The organism is Halomonas sp. NO4 (assembly GCF_010994375.1).
Lineage (GTDB): Bacteria > Pseudomonadota > Gammaproteobacteria > Pseudomonadales > Halomonadaceae > Halomonas.
The window spans coordinates 1-24,949 of sequence record NZ_WHMA01000027.1; the positions used below are offsets into that span (position 1 = coordinate 1).

The 24,949-nt window shown below is 69.8% G+C and carries 23 protein-coding genes; 7 read left to right on the plus strand and 16 right to left on the minus strand.

All coding sequences use genetic code 11. From position 1 onward, the window contains the following. Nucleotides 1-210: 210 nt before the first annotated feature. On the plus strand, nucleotides 211-1,266 hold the full coding sequence (lipA, locus tag FEF15_RS15005; protein ID WP_163559982.1) for a lipoyl synthase: 1,056 nt from the start codon (nucleotides 211-213) through the stop codon (nucleotides 1,264-1,266). 52 nt (nucleotides 1,267-1,318) lie between these two features. On the opposite strand, the gene lipB is transcribed toward lipA, so the two are convergent. The 11 genes from lipB to FEF15_RS15060 all read right to left on the minus strand — a co-directional run bounded on the left by lipB (nucleotide 1,319) and on the right by FEF15_RS15060 (nucleotide 11,619). Next, the gene (lipB, locus tag FEF15_RS15010; protein WP_163559983.1) at nucleotides 1,319-1,963 is read right to left on the minus strand and encodes a lipoyl(octanoyl) transferase LipB; all 645 of its coding nucleotides are present in this window, start codon (nucleotides 1,961-1,963) and stop codon (nucleotides 1,319-1,321) included. Between the two features lie 2 nt (nucleotides 1,964-1,965). Next, nucleotides 1,966-2,274, minus strand: a complete 309-nt coding sequence (locus tag FEF15_RS15015; protein WP_163559984.1) for a DUF493 domain-containing protein — start codon at nucleotides 2,272-2,274, stop codon at nucleotides 1,966-1,968. Then, nucleotides 2,274-3,470, minus strand: a complete 1,197-nt coding sequence (locus FEF15_RS15020) for a D-alanyl-D-alanine carboxypeptidase family protein (RefSeq protein WP_163559985.1) — start codon at nucleotides 3,468-3,470, stop codon at nucleotides 2,274-2,276. The genes FEF15_RS15015 and FEF15_RS15020 overlap by 1 nt, the downstream gene beginning before the upstream one ends. A 48-nt stretch (nucleotides 3,471-3,518) precedes the next feature. After that, nucleotides 3,519-4,481 (minus strand): septal ring lytic transglycosylase RlpA family protein, encoded by a 963-nt coding sequence (locus FEF15_RS15025; protein WP_163559986.1) that lies wholly within the window; start codon nucleotides 4,479-4,481, stop codon nucleotides 3,519-3,521. Beyond that, nucleotides 4,478-5,497 carry a lytic murein transglycosylase B gene (gene mltB, locus FEF15_RS15030; RefSeq protein WP_240454191.1) on the minus strand — a complete coding sequence of 340 codons (1,020 nt, stop codon included), beginning with the start codon at nucleotides 5,495-5,497 and terminating at the stop codon, nucleotides 4,478-4,480. Before mltB ends, FEF15_RS15025 begins: the two co-directional genes overlap by 4 nt. An 87-nt stretch (nucleotides 5,498-5,584) precedes the next feature. Continuing rightward, on the minus strand, nucleotides 5,585-6,739 hold the full coding sequence (gene rodA / locus FEF15_RS15035; protein WP_163560012.1) for a rod shape-determining protein RodA: 1,155 nt from the start codon (nucleotides 6,737-6,739) through the stop codon (nucleotides 5,585-5,587). 9 nt (nucleotides 6,740-6,748) lie between these two features. Further along, entirely contained in the window at nucleotides 6,749-8,659 is a 1,911-nt protein-coding gene (mrdA, locus tag FEF15_RS15040; protein WP_163559988.1) for a penicillin-binding protein 2, read from the minus strand. A 63-nt stretch (nucleotides 8,660-8,722) separates the two neighbouring features. Further along, nucleotides 8,723-9,190 (minus strand): 23S rRNA (pseudouridine(1915)-N(3))-methyltransferase RlmH, encoded by a 468-nt coding sequence (gene rlmH / locus FEF15_RS15045; protein ID WP_163559989.1) that lies wholly within the window; start codon nucleotides 9,188-9,190, stop codon nucleotides 8,723-8,725. Next, nucleotides 9,187-9,564, minus strand: coding sequence for a ribosome silencing factor (gene rsfS, locus FEF15_RS15050; protein ID WP_163559990.1), 378 nt, complete (start codon nucleotides 9,562-9,564; stop codon nucleotides 9,187-9,189). Before rsfS ends, rlmH begins: the two co-directional genes overlap by 4 nt. Nucleotides 9,565-9,631: 67 nt before the next feature. Next, on the minus strand, nucleotides 9,632-10,306 hold the full coding sequence (nadD, locus tag FEF15_RS15055) for a nicotinate-nucleotide adenylyltransferase (RefSeq protein ID WP_163560013.1): 675 nt from the start codon (nucleotides 10,304-10,306) through the stop codon (nucleotides 9,632-9,634). Between the two features lie 14 nt (nucleotides 10,307-10,320). Further along, a complete protein-coding gene (locus tag FEF15_RS15060) occupies nucleotides 10,321-11,619 on the minus strand; it encodes a glutamate-5-semialdehyde dehydrogenase (RefSeq protein ID WP_163559991.1) in 1,299 nt (432 codons plus the stop codon). Nucleotides 11,620-11,733: 114 nt separating this feature from the next. On the opposite strand from FEF15_RS15060, the gene FEF15_RS15065 reads away from it, so the two are divergent. Genes FEF15_RS15065 through FEF15_RS15075 form a run of 3 tightly spaced genes read left to right on the plus strand, consistent with a single transcriptional unit; the run spans nucleotide 11,734 to nucleotide 14,962 of the window. Next, the gene (locus FEF15_RS15065; RefSeq protein ID WP_163559992.1) at nucleotides 11,734-12,591 is read left to right on the plus strand and encodes a hypothetical protein; all 858 of its coding nucleotides are present in this window, start codon (nucleotides 11,734-11,736) and stop codon (nucleotides 12,589-12,591) included. Beyond that, nucleotides 12,584-13,516, plus strand: coding sequence for a GGDEF domain-containing protein (locus tag FEF15_RS15070; RefSeq protein ID WP_163559993.1), 933 nt, complete (start codon nucleotides 12,584-12,586; stop codon nucleotides 13,514-13,516). The genes FEF15_RS15065 and FEF15_RS15070 overlap by 8 nt, the downstream gene beginning before the upstream one ends. A 48-nt stretch (nucleotides 13,517-13,564) precedes the next feature. Continuing rightward, on the plus strand, nucleotides 13,565-14,962 hold the full coding sequence (locus FEF15_RS15075) for a bifunctional DedA family/phosphatase PAP2 family protein (RefSeq protein WP_163559994.1): 1,398 nt from the start codon (nucleotides 13,565-13,567) through the stop codon (nucleotides 14,960-14,962). 22 nt (nucleotides 14,963-14,984) lie between these two features. On the opposite strand, the gene FEF15_RS15080 is transcribed toward FEF15_RS15075, so the two are convergent. The 3 genes from FEF15_RS15080 to mpl all read right to left on the minus strand — a co-directional run bounded on the left by FEF15_RS15080 (nucleotide 14,985) and on the right by mpl (nucleotide 17,681). Continuing rightward, on the minus strand, nucleotides 14,985-15,611 hold the full coding sequence (locus tag FEF15_RS15080) for a LysE family translocator (RefSeq protein WP_163560014.1): 627 nt from the start codon (nucleotides 15,609-15,611) through the stop codon (nucleotides 14,985-14,987). 80 nt (nucleotides 15,612-15,691) lie between these two features. Continuing rightward, complete coding sequence (locus tag FEF15_RS15085; protein WP_163559995.1) at nucleotides 15,692-16,309, minus strand: flavin prenyltransferase UbiX; 618 nt, start codon at nucleotides 16,307-16,309, stop codon at nucleotides 15,692-15,694. Continuing rightward, complete coding sequence (mpl, locus tag FEF15_RS15090) at nucleotides 16,302-17,681, minus strand: UDP-N-acetylmuramate:L-alanyl-gamma-D-glutamyl-meso-diaminopimelate ligase (protein WP_163559996.1); 1,380 nt, start codon at nucleotides 17,679-17,681, stop codon at nucleotides 16,302-16,304. Before mpl ends, FEF15_RS15085 begins: the two co-directional genes overlap by 8 nt. Nucleotides 17,682-17,852: 171 nt before the next feature. Here mpl and FEF15_RS15095 point away from each other — a divergent pair, with 171 nt between their 5' ends. After that, nucleotides 17,853-19,112 carry a 6-phosphofructokinase gene (locus FEF15_RS15095; RefSeq protein WP_163559997.1) on the plus strand — a complete coding sequence of 420 codons (1,260 nt, stop codon included), beginning with the start codon at nucleotides 17,853-17,855 and terminating at the stop codon, nucleotides 19,110-19,112. Between the two features lie 90 nt (nucleotides 19,113-19,202). Here FEF15_RS15095 and FEF15_RS15100 read toward each other — a convergent pair whose 3' ends face one another. Further along, entirely contained in the window at nucleotides 19,203-20,924 is a 1,722-nt protein-coding gene (locus FEF15_RS15100; RefSeq protein ID WP_163559998.1) for a bifunctional protein-serine/threonine kinase/phosphatase, read from the minus strand. 207 nt (nucleotides 20,925-21,131) lie between these two features. Here FEF15_RS15100 and ppa point away from each other — a divergent pair, with 207 nt between their 5' ends. Continuing rightward, complete coding sequence (gene ppa / locus FEF15_RS15105; RefSeq protein WP_163559999.1) at nucleotides 21,132-21,662, plus strand: inorganic diphosphatase; 531 nt, start codon at nucleotides 21,132-21,134, stop codon at nucleotides 21,660-21,662. A gap of 8 nt (nucleotides 21,663-21,670) precedes the next feature. On the opposite strand, the gene FEF15_RS15110 is transcribed toward ppa, so the two are convergent. Further along, nucleotides 21,671-22,795 (minus strand): DUF2333 family protein, encoded by a 1,125-nt coding sequence (locus FEF15_RS15110; RefSeq protein ID WP_163560000.1) that lies wholly within the window; start codon nucleotides 22,793-22,795, stop codon nucleotides 21,671-21,673. A gap of 205 nt (nucleotides 22,796-23,000) precedes the next feature. On the opposite strand from FEF15_RS15110, the gene dsbD reads away from it, so the two are divergent. Continuing rightward, nucleotides 23,001-24,860 carry a protein-disulfide reductase DsbD gene (dsbD, locus tag FEF15_RS15115; RefSeq protein ID WP_163560001.1) on the plus strand — a complete coding sequence of 620 codons (1,860 nt, stop codon included), beginning with the start codon at nucleotides 23,001-23,003 and terminating at the stop codon, nucleotides 24,858-24,860. Nucleotides 24,861-24,949: the final 89 nt, after the last annotated feature.

Below are 24,949 nucleotides of genomic sequence, written 5' to 3' on the forward strand. Positions count from 1 at the left end.
CCAGAATAGGGCCGCTTGCGCGGCCCCCGCTTACCTCCCCGCCCGAGTGGGCGAGGGTTCGCGCGGATTTTTGCTGAGCCAAGTGCCTGTGCCGGTCGTCGGCGAGTGTGGTAGATTACGGACCTGCGACCAACGTATCAATCGGCCCGCCCTGCCGCTGCCAACCGCCTTCGGGCAGGGCCCGGCATGCGCCGAGTGGAGAGGCTCCCCATGAGCGAGGACAGCGCAAAACGCATCCCCAGCGGCGAGAAGTTTCGTACCGAACACGGCTTCGCCGCCATCAAGGACGGCATCAAGCAGCGCACCCACCCCGACGCTGACAATGGCGACCCGGGCCGCAAGCCCAAGTGGCTGCGCGCCCAGATTCCCGGCGGCGAACGCTTCGAGGCGGTCAAGCGCAACGTCAGCGAGCACCGCCTGAGCACGGTCTGCGCCGAGTCCCACTGCCCCAACATGGGCGAGTGCTGGAGCAACGGCACCGCCACCATCATGCTGATGGGCTCGGTGTGCACCCGCGCCTGCCGTTTCTGCGCCGTGGACACCGGCAACCCCGGCGGCTGGCTCGACCCCGAGGAGCCGGCCAACACCGCCAAGTCGGTGGAGCTCATGGGGCTGCGCTACGTGGTGCTCACCTCGGTGGACCGCGACGACCTCGACGACGGCGGCGCCGGCCACTACGCCGACTGCATCCGCGCCATCAAGATGCACACCCCCGAGGTGGTGGTGGAAGCCCTGACCCCCGACTTCGACGCCGACCCCGCGGCGGTGGAGCGCGTCGTCGACTCGGGCCTCGAGGTGTTCGCCCAGAACGTCGAGACCGTGGAGCGCCTGACCCGCCGCGTGCGCGACCCGCGGGCCGGCTATCGCAAGACGCTCGACGTGCTGGCCCATGCCAAGGCCCACAAGCCCGCGGTGCTCACCAAGACGAGCCTGATGCTGGGCCTGGGCGAGACCGACGAGGAGATACTGGCCACCTTCGACGACCTGCGCGCCATCGGCGTGGACATCGTCACCCTCGGCCAGTACCTGCGCCCCACCCGCAACCACCTGCCGGTGGAGCGCTGGGTCAGCCCCGAGGAGTTCGAACGCTATCGCCGGCTCGGCCTGGAGAAGGGCTTCATGGAAGTCGCCTCGGGGCCGCTGGTGCGCTCCAGCTACCGTGCCGACCGGGTGTTCGAGAAGAACAACCTGGGCCTGGCCGCCCCCGCCGAGGTGCCGGGCCAGGCGCCCGACCCCAACCGCATCGACGCCATCAACGTGGGATAACAGGAACGAGGGGCAAGGGACGAGGGTTTCCTCGCTCGTCCCTTGCTTGGTCCTAGACCCTGGCCAGTTCGCGGCCCAACTCTCGTGCCAGGCACGCGGCCAGGCGCTCGCCCACCGTCTCGACCGGGGGGCAGTCGACGACATGATCCGCCAGGCGGGTCATGGCCATGCCGGCATAGCCGCAGGGGTTGATGCGCGCGAACGGCGACAGGTCGCCATCCACGTTCAGCGCCACGCCATGGAAGCTCGCTCCGCGGCGGATACGCAGCCCCAACGAGGCGATCTTGCGCTCCCCGACGTAGACGCCGGGAGCGTCGGGCCGCGCATGCGCGGCAATGCCGTGCGTGCCCAGCAGGGCGATCACCGCGTTCTCGATGGCGCTGACCAGCTCGCGCACCCCGAGCCGCGCGCGGCGCACATCGAGCAGCGGATAGAGCACCACCTGCCCCGGGCCGTGGTAAGTCACCTGGCCGCCGCGGTCGGTCTGAACCACCGGGATGTCGCCCGGCATCAGCAGGTGCTCGGGCTTGCCCGCCTGCCCTTGGGTGAACACCGGCTCGTGCTCCACCAGCCAGAACTGGTCGGCGGTGGCGGCGTCGCGCCCGTCGGTGAGCGCGCGCATCGCCTGCCACACCGGACCGTAGGGGCGACGCCCCAGGTGGTGCAGCACGATCGGCGCCAGGCCTGGCGTCGCCATGCTCAGACCACCATGTGCACGCGGCCGGTGGCCTTGAGCTCGGCAAACAGTGCCTTGAGCTGAGCCTCGCCGGTGGCGCGCAGGGTCAAGCGCACCGACTGGAAGCGGCCGTTGCGGCTATCCACCACCTCCAGGCTGGATGCGTCGAAGGTGGCGTCGTGACGCGCCACCACCTGGCAGACGGCGGCAGGGAAGTCATCGGCGGCATCGCCCACCACCTTGATCGGATAGTCGCAGGGGAAGGTGATCTTGGCCGACGGGCGCGAGGGGCGCACCGGGCGGCGCAGATCACGCAGGCGTCGATCGCTCATCATCCGAACCACTGGCTGTAGAGATTGCTGAAGAAGCGTTGCACTTGGTCGAAGAGGCGCTTGAAGATGCCCCCTTCGGCGATGCTCTCCAGGGCCACCAGCGGCTGGTCGCCGACGACCTCCTCGCCGAGCATCACCTGCAGCGTGCCCACTCGCTCGCCGGCGGCGACCGGCGCGGTGAGATCGGCACCAATGTCGAGACGGGCGCCCAGCTCCTGGTGGCGCGCGCGCGGCACGGTCATGTGCACATTTTCGTCGACGCCGACGCGCAGCTCGTTCTTCTCGCCGCCCCAGACACGCGGCGAGGTGAGCACGGCCCCCTGATCGTAGAGGCGCAGGGTCTCGTAGTAGCGAAAGCCGTAGCTGAGCAGCTTCTGCGTTTCCTGGGCGCGCGCCTCCTCGGAGCTGGTGCCCATGACCACCGAGATCAGCCGCATCTCGTCGCGCTCGGCCGAGGCCACCAGGCAGTAGCCCGCCTCCTCGGTCCAGCCGGTCTTGAGTCCGTCGACGCTGGGGTCGCGCCACAGCAGGCGGTTGCGGTTGGGCTGGCTGATGCCGCCGTAGGTGTACTCTTTCTGGGCGTAGGTGGCGTAGTGGGACGGGTAGTCGTTGATGATGTGCTCGGAGAGCAGGGCGAGGTCGCGCGCCGTGGAGTAGTGGTTCTCGTCGGGCAGGCCGGTGGCATTGACGAAGTTGGTGTTGTGCATGCCCAGGCGCGTCGCATGCTGGTTCATCATGTCGGCAAAGGGCTGCTCGCCGCCGGCGAGGTATTCGGCAACGGCCACGCTGGCGTCGTTGCCCGACACGACGATGATGCCCTGCAGCAGGTCGGCCACCGAGACCAGGGTGTCGACCTCGATGAACATCTTCGACCCCCCGGTGCGCCACGCCTTCTCGCTGACCTGCACGGTGTCGTCCGGCTGGATGTTGTCGCGGTCGAGCTCGCGCTCCACCAGATAGGCCGTCATCAGCTTGGTCAAGCTGGCCGGGGGCAGGCGTTCGTCGGCATTGTGTTCGGCCAGTATGCGGCCGCTGTCGGCATCCATGAGGATCCATGACTTGGCCGCCAACTGCGGCGGTGCGGGAATCATGGTCTGCGGCACCGGCGCCGACTGGGCCAGCGCCTGGGAGGCGACCAGCAACAAGCAAAGCAACGACAGCCGCCAGCGGCGGAAAACGGGGAACGGCACTCTCATGGGGTCAAGTCTCATCACAGCATCGGGGGTTCAGGGGGACAGGCGCCGTCAGTCGGCGTCTTTGACGATAAAGGTCTGGGCGAAACCGGCGCGACGCAGCTCGTCGCGGGCGGGCTCCACCTGACCGGTGTGGGCCAGGGGGCCGACCTGGACACGGTGCATGCCGGTGGCACTGGCGACTCGAACCGGGTGCGAGAGCTCGCCCTCGAGGCGCGTCTTGAGCTCGCGTGCGTTGTCCGCCGAGCCGAGCGCCGCCACCTGTAGGTAGATGGGGCGGCCTTCCGCCGGGCGGCGTTCCGCGGGGCGGCCTTCCGCCGGGCGGCCCTCCGTCGGCTCCGTCGGCCGGCCTTCCGTTGGGCGGCTCTCCGCAGCGCGTTCGCTGGTCTCGGTCGCGGCCTCCCCGCCGCCCGCTTGGCCAGGCCGGTTCGCCGCCAGCCAGGCTTCGGGGTCGATGGCCTCCACCTTCACCCGTCCGGTGCCCCGTTCGAGGAAGCCCAGACGGGCCGCGGCCGCATAGGAGAGGTCGATCTCACGGTCGCTGTGGAAGGGGCCACGGTCGTTGACGCGCACGATCACCGAGCGCCCGCTGTCGAGGCTGGTCACCCGGGCATAGGTGGGCAATGGCAGCGAGCGGTGGGCGGCGCTCATCTTGTACATGTCGTAGATCTCGCCGTTGGAGGTGGCGTAGCCGTGAAACTTCTCGCCGTACCACGACGCCGTGCCCTGGCGCGCATAGCCGCGGGCCTCGGGGAGCACCCGATAGGTCTTGCCCCACACCTGGTAGGTCTCCCGGTTGCCGCCCCGCGAGCGCGGTTCCACGCGGGGCACGGCGTCGGGAATCTCGCTGACATCCGGTGGGTCCTGGGGATAGGCGTCACCGCTCAGGGCATAGCGCCCGTCGCTGGCCGCCGAGGCGGCCGTCTCGCGCTCCCCCGCCGGCGACGTTCCCCCGCGCCCGGCACAGCCGGCGAGCAGCACCGCCAGGGCCAGGCAGACCAGCGCGACTCTCATGCGTCCTCCTTCGGCTCGGCGACGCCCGCCTCCGAGCGATCCGAGGCCGGAGCGCGCCTCGCCGCGATGGCCTCGGCCAGCTCGGTGACCGCCATGGCGTAAAGGTGGCTGTGATTGTAGCGGGTGATGACGTAGAAGTTCTCCCGCCCCAGGCGGTAGCGCCACTCCGTCTCGCTGACCTCAAGCGCCAGGGGGATGACCGCCGGGTCGGCGCCCAGCGCAGCCCGGCTGACTACGCCCGCTTCGTCCAACGTCGCCAGGCTTGCATAGGGTCGCGCCGTGCGGTTGAAAGCGATCCCCTCGGGAGGCGTGTTCGGCCCCTCGGCCTCGTGATAGATCGGCGCACCCCGCTGCCAGCCGTGCTCGGCGAGATAGTTGCCCACGCTGCCGATGGCGTCGACGGGATTGGTCCAGAGGTCGCGGATGCCGTCGCCGTCGAAATCCACGGCATAGGCACGGTAGCTGGTGGGGATGAACTGCGGATAGCCCATGGCCCCGGCGTAGGAGCCGTCGAGACTGCCGGGCGCGACGCCCTGCTCGTGGGTGATCTCGAGGAAAGCCGCCAGCTCGCCGCGGAAGAAGCGCCCCCGCGACGGGTGCTCGAAGGCCAGCGTCGACAGGGAGTCGAGCACCCGATGGCGGCCGGTGTAGCGCCCGTAGGCGGTTTCCACCCCGATGATGGCGGCGATCACCTGCGACGATACGCCGAAGACTTCCTCGGCCCGGGCGAAGGCCTCGGCATGGGCCTCGATGAAGGCCACCCCCTGGGTGATGCGCTCGGGGGTAAGGAAGATGGCGCGATACTCGTCCCAGCGCAGCCGCCGCTCGGCGGCACCGGCCATGGCCTCCAGCACGCCCGGCCGGAAGGTCGCTTCGCGCAGTGCCGAGGCGGCCCAGTCACGCGCGAGGCCTCCCTCGCCGAGCTCCTCGACCAGGGCCTGGGCGTCCGCGTGGGTGGCCGGATCGTACTCCCCGGCCCCCAGCGCGGTCGAACTGCCCCACAGGGCCACGATCATCGCGCCGCCGGCGACGCCCTTACTCCATCTGCCCGCTGGCATCATGTGCTTGCCACTCCCGGAAAACGACCTTTTCGCTGCTCTACCCTAGCGCGGCAGGAAACGACGGTGGCCATGAATGGCCATGAGAATACCGAAACCCGCCAGCAAGGTCACGCTGGAGGTGCCGCCATAGCTCACCAGCGGCAGCGGCACACCGACCACCGGCAGAATGCCGCTGACCATGCCCACGTTGACGAACACATAGAGGAAGAAGGTGAGGATGATGGCCCCGCCCAGCAGCCGTCCGAAGGTGTCGTGGGCCTTGGCGGCCAGCCACAGGCCCCGCAAGATGATCAGCAGATAGAGCAGCAGCACGGCGAGCATGCCGACCAGGCCAAACTCTTCGCCGAGCACCGCGACGATGAAATCGGTATGGCGCTCGGGGAGGAACTCCAGCTGCGACTGCGTGCCCTGCAGCCAGCCCTTGCCCCACACCCCGCCGCTGCCGATGGCCGTGGTCGACTGGATGATGTTCCAGCCCGACCCCAGCGGGTCGCTGTCGGGATTGAGGAAGGTCAGCACCCGCTGTCGCTGGTAGTTATGCAGGTTCATCCACAACAGCGGCAGCGCCGCCGCTGCCATCGCGGCCAGGGCAACGATGAAGCGCCAGGAGAGCCCCGCCAGAAGCACCACGAAGACGCCGGCCGCCCCCACCAGCAGTGAGGTGCCCAGATCGGGCTGCCGGGCGATCAGCAGCACTGGCAGCGCGATGATGAGAGCACACACCGCCAGGTCACGCAGGCGCGGCGGCAACTCGTGACGGCTCAGCCAGGCGGCGACCATCATCGGCATGGCGAGCTTCATCAGCTCCGACGGCTGGAAACGGATCACCCCCGGAATCACCAGCCAGCGCTGCGCGCCCATCCCCATGTCGCCCACCAGCTCGACCGCGATCAGCATCAGCAGGCCAGCGCCATAGGCCAGAGGGGTCCAGCGCAGCAGCGTCGCCGGCAAGAGTTGCGCCAGCACCAGCAGCCCGCCCAGCGCCACCAGAAAGCGGATACCTTGGGCGATCACCACATCGATACGCTGGCCGCTGGCGCTGTAGAGCACGCCCAGGCCCGCGGTCATCAGCACAAGCAGCAACAGCAGCAGCCAGGGATCGAGGTGGACTCGCTCCCACAGGCTCTTGCGCCGCGTCATGCCGCTACTGGGCGGGCGCACGGGGTGGCCGCGCAGGCGTTGGGTCCAGGAGGTCATCGTCATGGGTCAGTTCCCCGCCACGCTACCGTCATCGGTTTCCAGCGTCTCCCGCAGCGTATCCACATCGGGCTGCGCCTCCTCGTCGAGCAGCCAGGCATCGGTCATGGCCCGGGCCAGGTGAGCGGCATGGGTACTGCCGCCACCGGCGTTCTCGACGATGACCGCCACGGCGATCTCGGGGTCCTCCAGCGGAGCAAAGGCCATGAACAAGGCGTGGTCCCGCAGCCGCTCGGCAAGCTCCTCGGCGTTGTAACGCTGATCCTTGCCCAGCGAGAAGACCTGGGCCGTACCCGACTTGCCGCCCATGCGGTACTGCAGCCCCTCACCGGTGCGCCGGGCGGTGCCCTCATGGCCACTGATGACCTTCTCCATGCCGGAGAAGATGCGATCCCACCAGGCGTCGTTCTCCACGACGATGTCGGGCGGGGTCTCGGGCAGCTCGCGGGGCACCGGCTCGTCGCCGATACGCCGGGCCAGGCGTGGCTTGACCCACTCGCCGCGATTGGCGAGCACAGCGGTGGCGGTGGCCAGCTGCAGCGGTGTGACCTGCCAGTAGCCCTGCCCGATGCCCACCGAGAGCGTCTCACCCGGGTACCAGGACTGGCCGAAGCGGCCGCGCTTCCACTCGCGGGAGGGCATGAGCCCCCCGCTCTCGCCATAGACGTCATGGGCCACCCGCTGACCGAACCCCAGCGCACTCATGCGCGCGTGCAGGCTGTCGATTCCCAGGTCGTGGGCCAGGGAGTAGTAGTAGGTGTTGTTGGAGACGGCGATGGAGCGCTCCAGGTCGACGCGACCATGCCCCCAGCGCAGCCAGTTGCGATAGCGCCGGGAGTCGTTGGGCAGCTGGTAGTAGCCGGGGTCGTAGATGGTCTTTTCCGGGGTGATCGCGCCCTCGGCCAGCCCGGCCATCGCCAGGAACGGCTTGATCGTCGACCCCGGGGGATAGTGGCCGCGAATCGCCCGGTTGAACAGCGGCAGGTCCAGGTCTTCCTGCAGGCCGCGGTAGGAGGCCACGTCGATCCCGGTGACGAACTGGTTGCTGTCGAAGCCGGGGGCCGAGACCATGGCCAGGATGTCGCCGCTCTTGGGCGCAATGGCGACGATGGAGCCGCGGCGCCCCTCGAGCAGTTCGTAGGCGAGCGTCTGGAGTTCCTTGTCGAGGGTCAGGGTCAGATCCTTGCCCGGCACGGGCGCGGTGCGCCCCAGCTCGCGCAGCACCCGCCCCCGGGCGTTGGTCTCCACCTTGCGCAGCCCCGCCTGGCCGTGCAGTACGTCCTCGTAGAAGCGCTCCACGCCGGTCTTGCCGATGAAATGGGTGCCGGCATAGCGACCGGCATCCAGGGTCTCGAGCTCGTCGGCATTGATTCGCCCCACGTAGCCCAAGGCATGGGCCATGATCTCGGCATCCGGATAGTAGCGCAGCAGCTGCGCCTCCACCTCGACGCCGGGCAGACGGTGGCGATTGACCGCCAGGCGGGCGATCTGATCCTCGTCGAGGTCGCTCATCAGCAGTGCCGGCTGGAAGGGTCGCTGACGCTGGCCGGCGCGAACGCGGAACGCCTCGGCCTCCTCCTCCGACAGCGCCAGCAGCGCTTCCAGGCGCGCCAGGGTGGCCTCGAGATCATCGACGCGTTCGCGAATCAGCATCAGGTTATAGGTGGGGCGATTCTCGGCGAGCAGCACGCCGTTGCGATCCTGGATCAATCCGCGGGTGGGCGGCAGCGGCTCCACGCGCACGCGATTCTTTTCCGAACGCGTGGTATAGACCTCGTGCTGGACCACCTGCAGGTAACCGAGCCGCCCCATCAGCAGGCCGGTCATGGTTACCACCAGCAGCGCCGCCAGCAGGGAGCGGGCACGAAAGATGCGCAGCTCCTGCTGGGGATTCTTGAGGGTGTCACGGCGAAGACGCATGCCGGCTAGAAACCTCGAGCAGTCGTTTCGAAAGTACCGCTAACACAGCGGTGCCAGGGAGGGTCAGCGATGATAGGGATGGCCCACCAGCAGCGTCCAGGCTCGATAGAGCTGCTCGGCGACGATGACCCGCACCAGGGGATGGGGCAGCGTCAACGCCGAGAGCGACCAGCGCCGGTCGGCCGAGGTCGAGAGCGCCGGCTCCAGCCCGTCGGGGCCGCCCACCAGCAGCGCCACGTCACGCCCCTCGAGGCGCCAGCCCTCGGCCTCGCGGGCCAGGCGCTCGGTGCTCCACGCCTGGCCGCCCACCTCGAGGGCCACCCGGATCTCGTCACCGCGCAGGCGTTCGCGAATCCGGCGCCCCTCCAGAGCCACGGCCTTGGCCACGTCGGCGTTCTTGCCCCGCGCGCCCGGCGCGATCTCCTCGACGTCCAGGGCGAAATCCCGCGGCAGGCGCTTGCGGTACGTCTCGACGCCCTCGGTGACCCAGGCAGGCATGCGCGTTCCCACCGCCAGCAGGCGGACCTTCATGCGCCGCCCTGCCTCCCGCCGAAGTCGACATCACTGGGCAGGTCGGCCCACAGGCGCTCGAGGTCGTAGAGCTGGCGGGTCTCGGCGAGCATCACGTGCACCACCAGATCCCCGAGGTCGACCAACACCCAGTCGGCGCCGGCCTTGCCCTCGATGCCAAGCGGCTGCACGCCGTGCTCCTTGACGTCCTGAATGACCCGCTCGGCGAGTGCCGACACGTGGCGGGTGGAAGTGCCACTGGCTACGACCATCACATCGGTGACGCTGGTCAGCGTGGAGACGTCCAGGGTGGCCACATCCTTGGCCTTGAGCGAGTCCAGCGCCTCCAGTACCAGTGCCTTCAGGGAATCCGTGGTGTGCGAATGGTTGTGCATAGCCCCTCGTCGATGGGAAGTCCGGGTCGGCGTCCATTGTAACGCCTCGCCGGGTCACTGGCAGCGCTCAATGCGACCGATAAAGGCCAAGATCGAGAATCCGTGCCTCCACCGCCGCCGGCACCAGGTAGCGCACGCTGCGCCCCTCGGCCAGACGTCGGCGCAGCGTGGTGGCGGCAATCGCCATGCGCGTGGGCAGGGCGAGGCGCAGCAGGCGCCCCGACGGCCGGGCCATCAGGGCGTCAGCGTCGCCCACCTCGCGGCCGCGGATCAGCGACTCAAGCGCCGCAGGCAGCGGAGCTTCGTGGTCGGGACGCTCGATCACCACGACATGGGCCAGCTCGAAGAGCCGTGCGGGGTCGTGCCAGTCGGCCAGGCGCAGGAAGGCGTCGTGACCCAGCGCCATCACCAGTCGCGCCGCATCACCCACCTCGTCGCGCAGGCTGGCCAGGGTATCGGCGCTGTAGGAGGGCCCCTCGCGCGCCAGCTCCCGCGGGTCGGCAACCAGCCCCGGGGTGTCACCGATGCCCAAGCGCAGCAAGGCGAGCCGCTCCTCTGGCGACACCTGCGGCTCACCACGCAGCGGCGGCATGGCGGCAGGTACCAGGTGTACCCGATCCAGCGCCAGCGCCTCGCTCAGTTCCACGGCGCTGCGCAGATGGCCCAGATGGACCGGGTCGAAGGTGCCGCCCAGCATGGCGATGCGCGGCGGGTCGTCCGCGCCGCGCGCCGGCAGCGCCATGGCCCGATGCTCGCTCACTGGCGCACCTGGCCGTCGCCCAGCACCACGTACTTGCGGGTGGTCAGCCCCTCGAGGCCCACCGGGCCGCGGGCGTGCAGCTTATCGGTAGAGATGCCGATCTCGGCGCCGAGGCCATACTCGAAGCCGTCGGCGAAGCGGGTCGAGGCATTGACGATCACCGAACTGGAGTCGACCTCGGCCATGAAGCGCCGTGCCAGGCTGTAGTTCTCGGTGACGATGGCATCGGTGTGGTGGGAGCCGTAGCGCTCGATATGGTCGATGGCGACCTCGATGCCGTCCACCACACGGATGGCCAGCACCGGCGCGAGGTACTCGGTGCCCCAGTCGCTCTCCGCGGCCGCCACGCAGTCGGGGAGGATCGCCCGGGTGCGCTCGCAGCCGCGCAGCTCGACCCCATGCTCGGCATAGCGGGCGGCCAGGCGCGGCAGCAGCGTCTCGGCCAGGGGGGCATCGACGAGCAGCGTCTCCATGGTGTTGCAGGTGCCGTAGCGATGGGTCTTGGCGTTCACCGCGATGGCCAGCGCCTTGTCGAGATCGGCGCTGGCGTCGACGTAGACGTGGCAGACCCCGTCGAGGTGCTTGATCACCGGCACCCGTGCCTCCCGGGAAATGCGCTCGATGAGCGACTTGCCGCCCCGCGGGATGATCACGTCGACGTACTCGGGCATGGCGATCAGCTGGCCCACGGCGGCACGGTCGGTGGTCGCCACCACCTGGACGGCAGCCTCCGGCAGCCCGGCCTCGGTGAGCCCGGCGGTGATACAGGCGGCGATGGCGGCATTGGAGTCGCGCGCCTCGGAGCCGCCGCGCAGGATCGCCGCATTGCCTGACTTGAGACACAGGCTCGCCGCCTCGAGGGTGACGTTGGGCCGTGATTCGTAGATGATGCCGATCACGCCCAGCGGCACGCGCATCTGGCCGACCTGGATACCGCTGGGACGCGCGCGCAGGGCATCGATCTCACCGACCGGGTCAGGCAGCGAGGCCACCTGGCGCAACCCTTCCACCATGGCATCGAGGCGGGCATCATCGAGGGCCAGGCGATCGAGCAGCGGCGGCGCCAGCCCATCCACGCGGCCCCGCTCGAGGTCGCGAGCATTGGCAGCGAGCACCTCAGCTCGCCCCTGGTCGAGCCGCGCCGCCATGGCCTGCAGGGCGGCGTTCTTGGCAGCGGTCGGTGCACGACGCATCTGGGCGGCCGCACCGCGGGCGGCCTGCCCAAGGCGGGTCATGTAGGCGGCGACGTCGCCCTCGGCGACGTTGCCTTGGGTTCGGGAAGCGAGATCTGACATGCGGTTGTGACTCTCCTGGATCAAGCACCCGGCCTGGATCAAGCACCAAGTGCGCTTCGGTCGTTATACTGTGGCCAGATTGTTCATCGGCGGGATCATTCATAGTAAGGCACCATGCAAAGCAAGTACAAAGTCGGGCTGATGCGCCTCAATCTGCTGGCCGGAGCCCTCCTGCTGGCACTCCTCGCCCCCCGCCAGCCTCAGCTGCCCGGGGCGCTGCTGCTGTGGCTGGGGGTCGTCTGGCTAGCGGTCACGGCGGTGCTGCTGGAGTTCAGCCACCGCCGCCCTCCCCTGCTGCCCTGGCAGCTGATGCCCGGCCTGCTCCTGGCCGGGCTGCTGTGGACGGCACCGGAGCGTTACGCACTATGGCTGTGGCTGTGGCCGGCCACGCTGCTGCTGCCCCAGCCGGCCTGGACGCTGGTCATCAACCTGCTGCTGGCCACGCTCTCCTGGTGGGCCCTCTATCCGCTGCTGGGCCCAGCCCAAGGGCTCTTCGCCGCCCTGGCCCTGGGCGTGCTGGCGGCCATGGCCATCGCGCGTCGCCGCCAGCCGCAGCAGTTGGTCGTCCGCCAGCGGGTGCGCCTGGTACCGGGCCTCCCGCTGTGGCCGGCCCACCAGCTGCAAGCGGATCTGTCGCGCGAACAGGCCCGTTGCCAGCGGGAGGGTGTCCATGGCGAACTGCTGCTGCTCTCGGTGCCTCGTCATCAACTTTGGACCACGGCAAGGGCGCTGTGTCACCAGCTGCACGAGTTCGAGAACTGCTACCGACTGGACTCGCGCACCCTGGCCGCCCTGCTGCTCAGCCGCGATGCCGCTCAGGCCGAACAGCGCCGCAACGCGCTGCTGGCCGACCTGCCGGCGCCGCGACGGGTGCGCTTCGTGCCGCTGTCGGCAACCGACGCCCTGGACATCCCGGCCAGCGACTTCCCACACCAGCTCCTCACCGGTGACAGGGAGCTCACGCATGGCTGACGGCATCCCCACCACCGCCGGGCGTTTCGCCCTCGCCTACGTCGCCGGCGCGCTGCTGCTGGCCGGCTATGCGGCCTGGCACTACCTAATGGGCCACTACGCACGCATCCTGCTGCCCACCCTGCTGGCCCTGCTGCTGGTGGTGGCCGCCGTACTGCGCCTGACGGTGGCCAATCGGCCGCGCATTCCCGCCTACCTGACCCTGATCGCCGGCTATCTGCTGCTGGCCATGGAACTGCCCTGGCTGGAAACCTCCGCCAGCCTGTGGGTCGGCCTCGCGCCGGTACTGCCGGTGCTGCTCCTGCCCCTGGCGCCGGCACTGCTGCTCAATGCGGTCATGGCCCCGGCCTGGCTGCTGCTCAGCGGCGAGCCCCTGGACGGCGACCTGACGCTGAGCTACCTGGCGGCCATGACCCTGGTCCCGCTCGCGCTCTGGGAACAGCGCCGCCAGCGCGCGCTGCTGCTGGCCACCGACCCCCGCGACGCTGACTGCCAGGCGCTCTCCCGCGAGGGCCTCCACGCCCACCTGGCAAGCGAGTTCCAGCGCACCGAGCTGCTGCACCAGCCCCTGGCGATCCTGGTGATCCACTTGCCCCAGGTGGAGATGGCCAGCGAACAGTTCGGCAACCGTGCCCGCCAGGCACTGCTCGACACCCTGTGCCGCGAGGTGAGCCGCTGCTCGCGTCGCCACGACTTCCTGGGGCGCCAGACCCCCGCCACCTTCTGGCTGGTCCTTCCCGATACCAGCGAGAGCGGCGCGCAGCTCGTGCAGCAGCGCATCCTGCAGGCCCTCGAGCCGGTGGTGCTGCTCGACACCGGGCCGCTGCGCACGCACATGGGGCTGTGCCAACGCCTTCCCGGCGAGAGCTGGCAGCGACTGCATCGCCGCCTGCTCGAGTTCACGCGCCGGCTGGAAGCGCAGTAAGCCTGAGTTCCCACCTGTCCACTGGAGCTACCCCACCGGAGCCGCCGCTTGAGCCTCACTGCCACCCTCTACCAGCTGACCCCCGCCCCAGGCACGCTGCTGCTGATCATCGCCGTGATCGCCATGGTCGAGTCGCTGGCCATGGTGGGACTGCTGGTGCCCGGCGTATTGTTGATCACTGCCGCGGCATCGCTGGCCGGCCACCAGGAGCTGGCGATTCCCGCCGTGCTGCTGGCCGCCTTCGCCGGGGCCGTCATCGGCGACGGGGTGAGCTTCGCCTTGGGCTATACCCTGCGCGAGCGTGTGACCCAGCGCTGGCCCTTCTCGCGCCACCCGGAGTGGCTTGCCCAGGGCGCCCGCTTCTTCCAGCGCTACGGCACCCTGTCGGTGTTCCTGGGCCGCTTCGTCGGCCCGGTGCGCCCGATCATCCCGCTGATCGCCGGCATGCTGCACATGCCGCCGCGCACCTTCACCTGGGCCAACCTCGCCTCGGCGGCGCTGTGGGCGCCGGCCTACGTGCTGCCCGGCTACCTGCTGGGCCAGGCCTGGCAACAGCGCCTCGACCTGCCCCCGGGGCTGGAACGCTGGCTGATCGTGCTGGGGATCGTCGTGGTGGCGCTCGCGGTGGCCTTCTCCTGGCTGCGCCAGGAGGTGAGCCGCAGCGGCCGGCTCTACGCGCTGATGCTTCGTGGGGCGCGCCGCTCGGCGCTGCTGCGCCGCCTGTGGCTGGGGCAGAGCGAACAGGGCGAGGTTCCCCTCGGCACCTGGCTGCTGCTGATCCTCGCCCTGGGCGGGTTCTCGGGCTGGACCATCGCCGTCATCCACCACGACGGCCCTCTGGAGATGGACCGGGCGGTACAGGCCCTGTTCGCCGCCCTGGACACCCCCTGGCTCCGCGCAATGGGCGAAATATTGGCACGCGTCGGCGATCTCTACGGCATCCTGACCCTTACCCTGCCCTGGGCGCTGTGGCTGCTGGCCCGCCGCCACCGGGCGGCACTGGGCCACCTGGCCGCGGCCCTGGGCGGCATTGCCTTGCTCAACGTCCTGGGCAAGGCCCTGATCGGTCGCGCACGCCCCATGGCGCCCGAGCACCTGGTCGACTCGCTCGCCTACCCCAGCGCCCACACGTCCACGGCCGTGGTGCTGCTGGGCACGGCGGCGGCCTTCACGGCCCGCGAACTGCCCCACCGCCATCGCTTCTGGGCCTACTGGGCCGCCATCGGCCTGGTGGTGCCCATGGCGCTGTCGCGCCTGGCGATCGGCGTGCACTGGCTCAGCGATCTGGTCGGCGGGGCCCTGCTGGGGCTGGTGGTGTGCGCCCTGGTCCAGCTCGCCTGGCAGCGCCGCCCCCATCCCCGGCTGGCGCCCTGCCCGTGGCACGCCCTGCTGGCCGTCTCGCTGCTGCTGGTCAGCATCCGGGTGGTGTGGCTGCCGCCGGCCTGAGACGCCTCTCAGCCCTCTCTCGTCACCCCAGGGCCAGCCACACGCCCACCCCCACCATCAGCGTGCCGGCCAGGCGGTTGAGCAGGCGCACGTTGCCGCTCTCGCCGAGCAGCCGGCGCAGGGTGCGCCCCCCGCTGGCGTAGAGCAGCAGGGCGAGGAACTCGATGGAGAGGATCACCGTGACCAGCGCCGCCAGCTGCCCGGTCAACGGCCGGGAGGCGTCGAGGAAGGGCGGCAACAGGGCGACGAAGAAGGCCCAGCCCTTGGGGTTGGCCACGGCGGTGACGAAACCTTGCAGGGCGAGCTGCCCCCGGGCGACGAGCGCGGCGTCGCGATCCAGCGTCAAGGGAATGGCCATGCGCCCGCGCGAGCACCACATCATCACGCCCAGATAGCCGAGATAGGCGCCGCCGACCCACTTGAAGAGCGCGAAGAGTGCCGGCTGGCGCAGCATCAGGGCCGCGACGCCGGCACCGGCCGCCGCGGCCACCAGCCCCACGCCGACCAGTTCGCCGACCATCATCCACAGGGTACGACGCACGCCTTGGGTCATGCCCAGCACCATGGCCAGGGTCATGCACATGCCTGGGGTGAGCGAAACGAGCAGAAAGGTCGGCACGAAGACCGAAAGCAGCGACAGCTTGAGCATGGTGGCAGTCCCTTGTCCCGGAAAACTCAGGGTGGCGTCGCCGGATGTCACCGCCATGACGGCAGCCGGCGTCGGCGAGCCTACTCCCCCCAGCGCGGCATCAGGCGATGCTCGATGCCCAGCTGGTTGAGGATACGCGCGACGATGAAGTCAACGAGGTCGTCCACCGAGCGCGGCTGGTGGTAGAAGCCCGGTGCGGCGGGCAGGATCACCGCGCCCAGGCGCGTCAGGGCGAGCATGTGCTCGAGATGAATCGCCGACAGCGGCGTCTCGCGTGGCACCAGGATCAGCTGACGACGCTCCTTGAGCGCCACGTCGGCGGCGCGCTCGATGAGGTTGTTGCTGGCGCCGGTGGCCACCGCCGAGAGCGTGCCCGTGGAACAGGGGCAGATCACCATCGCCGTGGGCGCACCGGAACCCGAGGCCACCGGGGCCATCCACTCCTCGCGACCGAAACAGCGCACCTGACCCGGCCGCGCCCCGCTGCGGGCGGTAAGCGCCTCGGCCAGCCGCGCCGGTCGCGCCGGCAGCTCGGACTCGGTCTCGGTGGCGATCACCAGCAGCGCCGCCTTGGAGACCATCACCCACACCTCGCGGTCGGCGGCCACCAGGGCGTCGATCAGGCGCAGGCCGTACTGGGCGCCGGAAGCCCCGGTGAGCGCTACCGTCACCGGGGGGCCGAAGGCGAGATCAACCATGGGCCGCCTCCAGCGCCGCTAGCAGCTTGGCGTGGATACCACCGAATCCGCCGTTGGACATCACCACGATGCGATCCAGCGGTCGCGCCTCGGCGACCAGCGCCGCCACCAGGGCGTCGAGGTCCGCTTCGAGGCGTGTGGGTATCGGGCTCGCCTCGACCACCGGCGCCAGCGACCAGTCGAGCCCTTCCGGCTGGTACCACCAGGCGGCATCGGCGGCGGCCACGCTCGCCGCCAGTCGGCTGCGCAGCGTACCCTGGCGCATGGTGTTGGAGCGCGGCTCGATCACCGCCAGCAGGCGACCACGGGCGGTGGCCGCGCGCAGTCCCTCGAGGGTCGCTTCGATGGCGGTGGGGTGGTGGGCGAAGTCGTCGATGACCTGGATGCCGGCCACCTCCCCGCGCACCTCCTGGCGCCGCCGTGGCGTCTCGAAGCGGGAAACCGCCGCCGCACCGCGCGCCAGGTCGACCCCGCAGGCGTGCGCCGCGGCCAGCGCCGCCAGGGCGTTGCGGGCGTTGTAGGCGCCGGTGAGCGGCCAGTCGACGACGGCATCCTCGTCGACCTCCGCGGTCTGGTGAATGACCCGGAAGCGCGAGGCATCGTCGCGCTCCAGCTCGAGCCGCCAGGGGCTCGAGGGTTCACTGCCAAAACGCTCCACCGGCGTCCAGGCGCCCATCGCCAGCACCCGGTCGAGGGCCGGCTCGCCATCGGCCACCAGCAGCCGCCCCTTGCCGGGCACGGTGCGCACCAAGTGGTGGAACTGGCGCTCGATGGCGGCCAGGTCGTCGAAGATGTCGGCGTGGTCGAACTCCAGGTTGCCCAGCACGGCGATCTCGGGGCGGTAGTGGACGAACTTGGAGCGCTTGTCGAAGAAGGCCGTATCGTACTCGTCGGCCTCCACCACGAAGGGCGCGTCCGACCCGCCGAGACGTGCCGAGACGCCGAAGTTGCGCGGCACCCCGCCGATCAGAAAACCGGGACGGAGCCCCGCGGATTCCAGCAGCCAAGCGACCAGGCTCGCTGTGGTGGTCTTGCCGTGGGTGCCGGCCACCGCGATCACCCGCCGCCCGGGCAGCACCCGTTCGGCCAGCCACTGCGGCCCGGAGACATAGGGCAGCCCGGCATCGAGCACCGCCTCCACCTCGGGGTTGCCTCGCGACAGGGCGTTGCCGATCACCACCAAGTCCGGTCGCGGCTCAAGGTTGGCCGCCGAATAGCCGTCGTGTAGGGCGATACCCGCCTCGGCAAGCTGGGTGCTCATGGGCGGGTAGACGCCGGCATCCGAGCCGCTGACGGAGAAGCCCGCTTCGCGAGCCAGCAGTGCCAGGCTCCCCATGAAGGTGCCGCAGATCCCAAGAATGTGCAGGTGCATGCCGCCCTCGACTCCCTTGCCTGTGCGGCGGGCCGCCGCGGCCCGCCCATCCGGAAGCGGCAGCCTAGCACGCTGCCCCGGGGCCCTCCAGCGGATGCAGCACCGGGCGCTTTGCGCTAGACTTCCACGCCCGATTACCAACCCGCCCACGATCCAGGAGCATGCAGCCCCATGGCCCCGCATAATGCCTTCTATGCCCAGTCTGGCGGTGTCACCGCCGTGATCAATGCCAGCGCCTGCGGCGTGATCGAGGCCTGTCAACGCCATTCCGACCGCATCGGCAAGGTGTATGCCGGCCACAACGGCATCATCGGCGCCCTCACCGAAGAGCTGATCGACGTCAGCCAGGAGTCCCCCGAGACCATCGCCGCGCTACGCCACACACCGGGCGGCGCCTTCGGCTCCTGCCGCTACAAGCTCAAGGACATCGAGACCCACCGTACCCAGTACGAGCGTCTGATCGAGGTGTTCAAGGCCCACGACATCCGCTACTTCTTCTACAACGGTGGCGGTGACAGCGCCGATACCTGCCTCAAGGTCTCGCAGCTCTCCGAGAAGCTGGGCTATCCGCTGACCGCCATTCACGTCCCCAAGACCGTGGACAACGACCTCCCGATCACCGACAACTCGCCGGGCTTCGGAAGCGTGGCCAAGTACATCGCCACTTCGACCCTGGAGACCTCGCTGGACATCGCTTCCATGTGCGCCACCTCCACCAAGGTGTTCGTGCTCGAGGTGATGGGCCGTCACGCCGGCTGGATCGCTGCCGCCGGCGCCCTGGCCGGCCAGGGCGAGGGCGAGCCGCCCCACCTGGTGATCTTCCCCGAGGTAGCCTTCGACCGAAAGGCGGTGATGGCACGGGTCGAGGCGTGCGTGAAGCAGTACGGCTACTGCGTGGTGGTGGTCTCCGAGGGGGCGCGCTACGAGGACGGCACCTTCCTCGCCGACTCCGGCAACACCGACGCCTTCGGCCATCGCCAGCTGGGCGGCGTGGCGCCGACGCTCGCCGGCATGATCAAGCAGGACCTGGGCTACAAGTACCACTGGGCCGTGGCCGACTACCTGCAGCGCGCCGCGCGCCACCTGGCTTCCAGGACCGACGTGGAGCAGGCCTATGCCGTCGGCGAGAAGGCCGTGGAGCTGGCGCTCGAGGGCAAGAACGCCATGATGCCCACCATCAAGCGCATCAGCGACAGCCCCTACGAGTGGCGCATCGAGGCCGCGCCGCTGGCCGAGGTGGCCAACCGCGAGAAGTTCATGCCGCGCGACTTCATCCGCGAGGACGGCTTCGGCATCACCGAGGCGTGCCGCACCTATCTTGCGCCGCTCATCCTCGGCGAGGAGTTCCCCCCCTTCGAGAACGGCCTGCCCAAGGTCGCACGCCTCGCCAGGCACAAGGTCGAACGCAAGCTGCCCGAATTCACCATTTAAGGATCAAGGCGCGAGGAACAAGGGGCGAGGACCCTCGAACCTCGTTCCCCGAACCTTGTCTCTCGAACCCTGCCCTTCGCCCGAAGTGCGTCAGCGCAGCAGCCAGGAGAGCACCAGCAGCAGCAGCAGTAGCCCGGCCACGCCCTGCCAGAAGCTGGCCGGATCGCCCAGCCGCTGGCGACGCGATGCAGCGGGCCGGTCGTTGTGGTGGCGCAGCGCATAGAGCAGCTCGGAAAGGCGCCGGAAGCGCAGCGAGCGCTGCGGATCCAGCGCCCGGCGCAGGGTGTCATCGAGCGCCGGGGTGACCTCGGGGTTGAGGGTGCGGGCACTGCGATAGACCAGCTGCTCCAGGTCGGTATGGCTACGCAGCTGGCTGGGCGCCAAGGCATAGGGCAGCTCGCCGGTGAGCAGCCAGTAGACGGTCGAGGCCAGCGCGTACTGGTCGCTGCGCCGACCCACGCTGTCGTCGAGGGCGTACTCGGGGGCGCTGTGCTCGGAGAGCCCCACCTGGCGGGCCAGCTCGCGGGAGCGGCGGTGACCGTCCAGGTCGCGCATATGGCAGGCGCTGAAATCGGTGAGTACCACCTGCCCGTGGGTGTCTATCAACACGTTGTCGGGCTGGATGCGCTGGTGCAGCAGATCGCGGTGGTGCAGGGCCTGGACCGCCTTGCCCAGCTGCACGGCAATGTCGAGACGCTGCGAGAGGCTCGCCTGGGGATGACGGCGCGCCCAGTCGGCGAGCGTCTCGCCCTCGACGTAAGCCATCAGGTAGTAGAGGTAGCGGCGCGGCCGCGATGGCTCCATCACCCGCACCACGAAGGGCGACTTGACCCGCTCGACGACCCACTGCTGGAGCAGGAAGTGCTCCAGGTAGGCGTTGCGGTTGGAGAGCTCGGGGCTGGGTGCCTTCATGACCATTTCTCGCTCGGTGCGAACATCGCGCACCCGGTAGACGCGCGATTGCGCCGTGCGCGACAGCACCTCCTGCACTTCCAGGCCATCGAGTCGCTCGCCCACCGCCAGCTCAGGAGGGATCGGCAGGTCGCCGTAGACCTTGCCGGGATGGTCCTGTTCCGCCTCGGGCAGGGCATCGATGCGCACCAGTTGGAAGCAGAACTGGTCGGCGCCATAGCCGCGCGCCTGGGCCCGCTCGCGCGCGGCCTGGGCCAGGCGCTCGCAGGCGGCATTGAGGTCGCTGGCGTCCTGCCGGATCAGCTGCACGTAGTCCGACGGCATCAGGGTGCCGCGAACTGCCTGGGTGGTGAACAGGAAGATATCGCCCTGCTTGAGCGGCAGGCGCAGATAGTCGATGTCGATGCTGCCGTCGAGCCCCAGCGCCCGCGACGGGTAGCGGTAGCCTCCCAGGTCGGAGACATGGTCGCGGCTGAGCTGCTCGAACTCGGCCCCGCGCAGGCGGAACACCAGGGTGTCGCCCATGTGGAAGAGGTGGGCCTCCTGGGCACGGAAGACCACGGCCGAGAGTGCCGCCACGAAACTGCCGTTCTCCACGTAGTGGCTCTGGCTGTAGCACCAGGCGTTGAGGGCCCGCAGTACCCGAGTGGCGGAGGTCTTGACGTCCCAGTGATCCGGGGTGGAAAAATAGTCGGCGAGAAAGCCGCGCACGCTCAGGTCACCCGCCTGCTTGGCGATGGCGTTGCGCGAGCTGGTGTCGCTGATCACCGCACAGGCGCCCTTGGCCGCGAGCAGCGCCGCCTCATCGGGAAGGCGCACCGACATGGAGCTGCGATGGTGGCGCCGTTCCGGGGCGACGAACGCCTGCCCGATACTCAGTGACAGCTGGGTCGATGACAAGTCGTGCTCCTGAGAGTCCGGTAGTCCCTGATGGACGGGCGCCACAACCGCTCGCCCGCGCCGGCCATCATACACGCTTGCGCCTCGCCCGACCCGTCAACCAAAGCCCAAGCCGCCCCTATGGTCGCATTGGTAATCGCCGGGGCGGCTCCGTATAATTCGCGGCATTTCGGCCACTCCGCATTTCCGCCAACCAAGGAAGCGACGATGAACTTCGACAACATCCCTGCCGGCAAGGACCTTCCCAACGACGTCAATGTAGCGATCGAGATCCCCGCCAACCACGCGCCGGTCAAGTACGAGATCGACAAAGAGATGGGCGCCCTGCTGGTCGACCGCTTCATGGCCACGCCGATGTTCTACCCGGCCAACTACGGCTTCATTCCCCACACCCTGGCCGACGATGGCGACCCCCTGGACGCCCTGGTGGTGACGCCCTATCCGGTCCAGCCCGGCAGCATCATCCGCGCCCGCCCGGTGGGGATCCTCAACATGACCGACGAGGCCGGCGAGGACGCCAAGCTGGTCTGCGTGCCCCACGCCAAGCTCACCACCCTCTATGACGAGGTTCAGGAAGTCACCGACCTGCCGGAACTGCTGCGCCAGCAGATCGCCCACTTCTTCGAGAACTACAAGGATCTCGAGAAGGGCAAGTGGGTCAAGGTGGAATCCTGGGAAGGCGCCGAGGCCGCCCGCAAGGCGATCGAGAAGGCCGTAGCCGCCCACGAAAAGGCCTGATTCTCGGCCTACGCCTCGCCCGACGGGCCGTCTTCGGACGGCCCGTCGTCGTTGGTGGCCGGCGCCGGCGATGCCTCCGGCGCAACGGTGGTCTCCGCATCGCTCGCCTCGACGCTCTGCCCCTCCAGCGCGCCGGCCAGGGTACCGGTCAGGTCGCGGGCATGCAGCAGGTAGTTGGCCATGACCAGCGAGTGATTAGCGAAGACCCCGAACCCCGAGCCGTTGAGCACCACCGGGCTCCACAGGCGTCGCTGGGTGCGCTCGAGCACCACCAGCAGCCGATCCCAGCGCTCGGTGGCCCCTGCCGCCGCGATCACGTCGGCGTGATCCCGGCGCACCCCTTCCAGCAGGTGGATGAGCGCCCAGCCGCTGCCCCGCGCCTCGAAGAAGATGTCGTCGACTCGGTGCCAGGGCGTGGGCTCGGGCAGCGCCTCGACATCCACCCCCAGGCGTACGGCTTCACGGCTGCCGGCGCTCGCCGACAGACGCTGTGCCAGGGCGTCGAGGCGGCCGGTCACCCCGTCCAGCCAGTGTGCCAGGCCGTCGCCGGCCGCCGTGAAAGCCCCTTCGTCGGCCCCCAGGCCCGCCAGGTGCTCACCCAGCGCCGCCCGCGCTGCTGCCAGCTGCTCCTCGGTGCCGGGCAGTGCCCAGTCGCGACTGTCGTGCATCAGCGCCGCATGCGCCGCCTGGAGGGACGCGGCCTCGCCGTCGGCGAGCGGCGGCAGCGCGCCGGCCAGCTCGCGCAGTTGACCCAGCACGCCGTACTCCCAGGCCGGCATGTTGTCCAGCCACACCCCGGGGGGCGCCACGTCATTGCGCAGGAAGCCGCCCGGCTTGTCCAGCAGGGTGTCGAGGGTGGTCATCAGAGTCGCCACGGTGACGGCGCCGCGGGCCGCCGGCGAGGTGGCGGCCTGGCCACCCGACTCGGCCACCGCCCCCCGCTGGGCGGCGGTGGCCCGTTCCACGTCGAAGGGGGCCGGCGCGCGACTCCACCACACACCCAGCGCCAGCACCACCACCAGGTAGATCCCCGCCAGGGCAAGCAGGGGTTTCCAGATCCAGCCATAATCGGGCCGTTCGAGAACGTCCGCGCGACTGCGCGGGCGTCCGGCGTCGCGCTTCAGGAATGCCATGTCGTCTCTTCCCTGTGCCGGTGAGTCATGACGGTAGCGTGGCGGCGCGACAATGTGGCGCAGCGACCCCGTCCGCCCCGTCGGTCAACAGCGTTGCCAACCTGCGTTATCCTAGCACGCAACGTGCGAGCTGCCGGCCGGAACTCCCCCGAGAGCCGCCGGTCCTACAGCCGCACCGACCCGCTTCGGAAAAGGATCCTTTGCCTTGACCCTTTCACGCTCGCTTCGCTGTCTGGCCGCCTGGCTCCTGCTGCTGCTCCCGCTGGTCGCCCAGGCGCAGTGGTTCGGCTCCTCGGACGACAAGGAATTCCTGCCGGTCATGGAGGCCTTCCAGCCCAGCGCCTGGCACGACGGCGAGACCCTCTACATCGGCTTCGAGAACGCCGAGGGCTACTACCTCTACCGCCACCGGCTGGGGGTGGAAAGCGCCGCCGGCGATCTCGTGCTGGGCGACCCCGAGGTGCCGCCGGGGGAGTACAAGGAGGACGAGTTTCTCGGCGAGGTCTATGTCTTCTACGAGCGCGTCGTCTTCGAGGCTCCCATCGAGGGCAGCGCCCAGGGCCCGCTGGCGATTCGCGTCAGCTTCCAGGGCTGTGCCGATGCCGGGCTGTGCTACCCGCCGGAAACCGTCGACCTGCAGGCTCCCGAGAGCGAGATGCCCGCGGCCTTCGTCGGCTGGCGCAGCGGCGCCGGTGGCGACCCGGCTGCTGCGAGCAGCGCCGGGGCGGGCGACGGCGACGCCTTCACGACGCGCAGCGAGGATGGCCGCTTCAGCAGCCTGATGCGCCAGGCGAGCCTGCCGCTGGCGCTGGGCCTCTTCTTCCTGGCCGGGCTGGGGCTCACCTTCACGCCCTGTGTGCTGCCCATGGTACCCATCCTGTCGTCGATCATCGTCGGCCAGAACCCCAGCCGACCGCGCGCCTTCGCCCTGTCGGCCAGCTACGTGGGCGGCATGGCCGCCACCTACGCCGTGGTCGGGGTGCTGATGGGGCTGTTTGGCGCCGGCCTCAACCTCCAGGCACGCCTGCAGTCCGCGCCGGTGCTGATCACCTTCGCCGTTCTCTTCGCACTCTTCGCCCTGGCCATGTTCGGCACCTTCGACCTGCGCCTGCCGCCGCGCCTGGCGGGCCGCATCGAGCGCTGGCAGGCGCGCGCCCAGCGCAGCGGCCCGGGCGGCCTGGCGCTGGCCGGCGCACTCTCCGTACTGGTGGTCTCGCCCTGCGTTTCGGCGCCGCTGGCCGGTGCCCTGGTATTCATCTCCACCACCGGCGATGCCCTGATGGGCGGCGCGGCTCTGCTCGCTCTGGCCCTGGGCATGGGTGTGCCGCTGCTGCTGGTGGGCACCTTCGGCGCCACGGCCCTGCCACGCAGCGGCGCCTGGATGAACGGAGTCAAGGTGGCATTCGGCATCCTGCTGCTGGGCGTGGCCATCTGGCTCGTCGAACGCCTGATTCCCGCCCCGGCGGCGCTGCTGCTGTGGGCCGCCCTGGCCATCGGCAGCGCTCTGGCCCTGGGGGCCCTCACCCTTAACCAGGGGCAGGGGTGGCCGCGTGTGCGCCAGGCTGCGGGGCTGTTGCTGCTCGCCTGGGGCGTCGCCCTGGTGCTGGGAGCGGCCAGCGGCGCCAGCGATCCGCTGCGCCCACTGGCGCCACTGGCCGCTCCGGGCGGAGCGACGCCCCAGGCACAACCCGTTACCACCGTCGACACCCTGGCCGGCCTGGAAGCGGCGCTGGCAGACGCCGCCGACGGGGGGCGCCCGGCCTTCGTGCACGTCACCGCCGACTGGTGCATCTCCTGCAAGCAGCTCGAGCGCCGGGTCTATCCCGACCCCCGCGTCGCCGAGACGCTCACCGCCTTCGCGCGCATCAACCTCGACGTTACGCAAACCGACGCCACGCGGCGCGCCCTGCTCGACCGCTTCGAGCTGTTCGGCCCGCCGAGCCTGCTGTTCTTCGCCGACGGCGAGGAGCTGCGCGAGGCGCGCATCCAGGGCGAGGTGGACGCCGCGGAGCTCGCCCGCCATCTCGACGACGTGCTGGGCGCCCTGCCGACGCGCCAGAGCTGAGCCACCTTCGCGCTTCCGGCCAGCCGTGACGAACAGCGTTCGGGTACGGCTGGACATCATCGCGGATTTTAGGCAAACTCCGCCGAAAC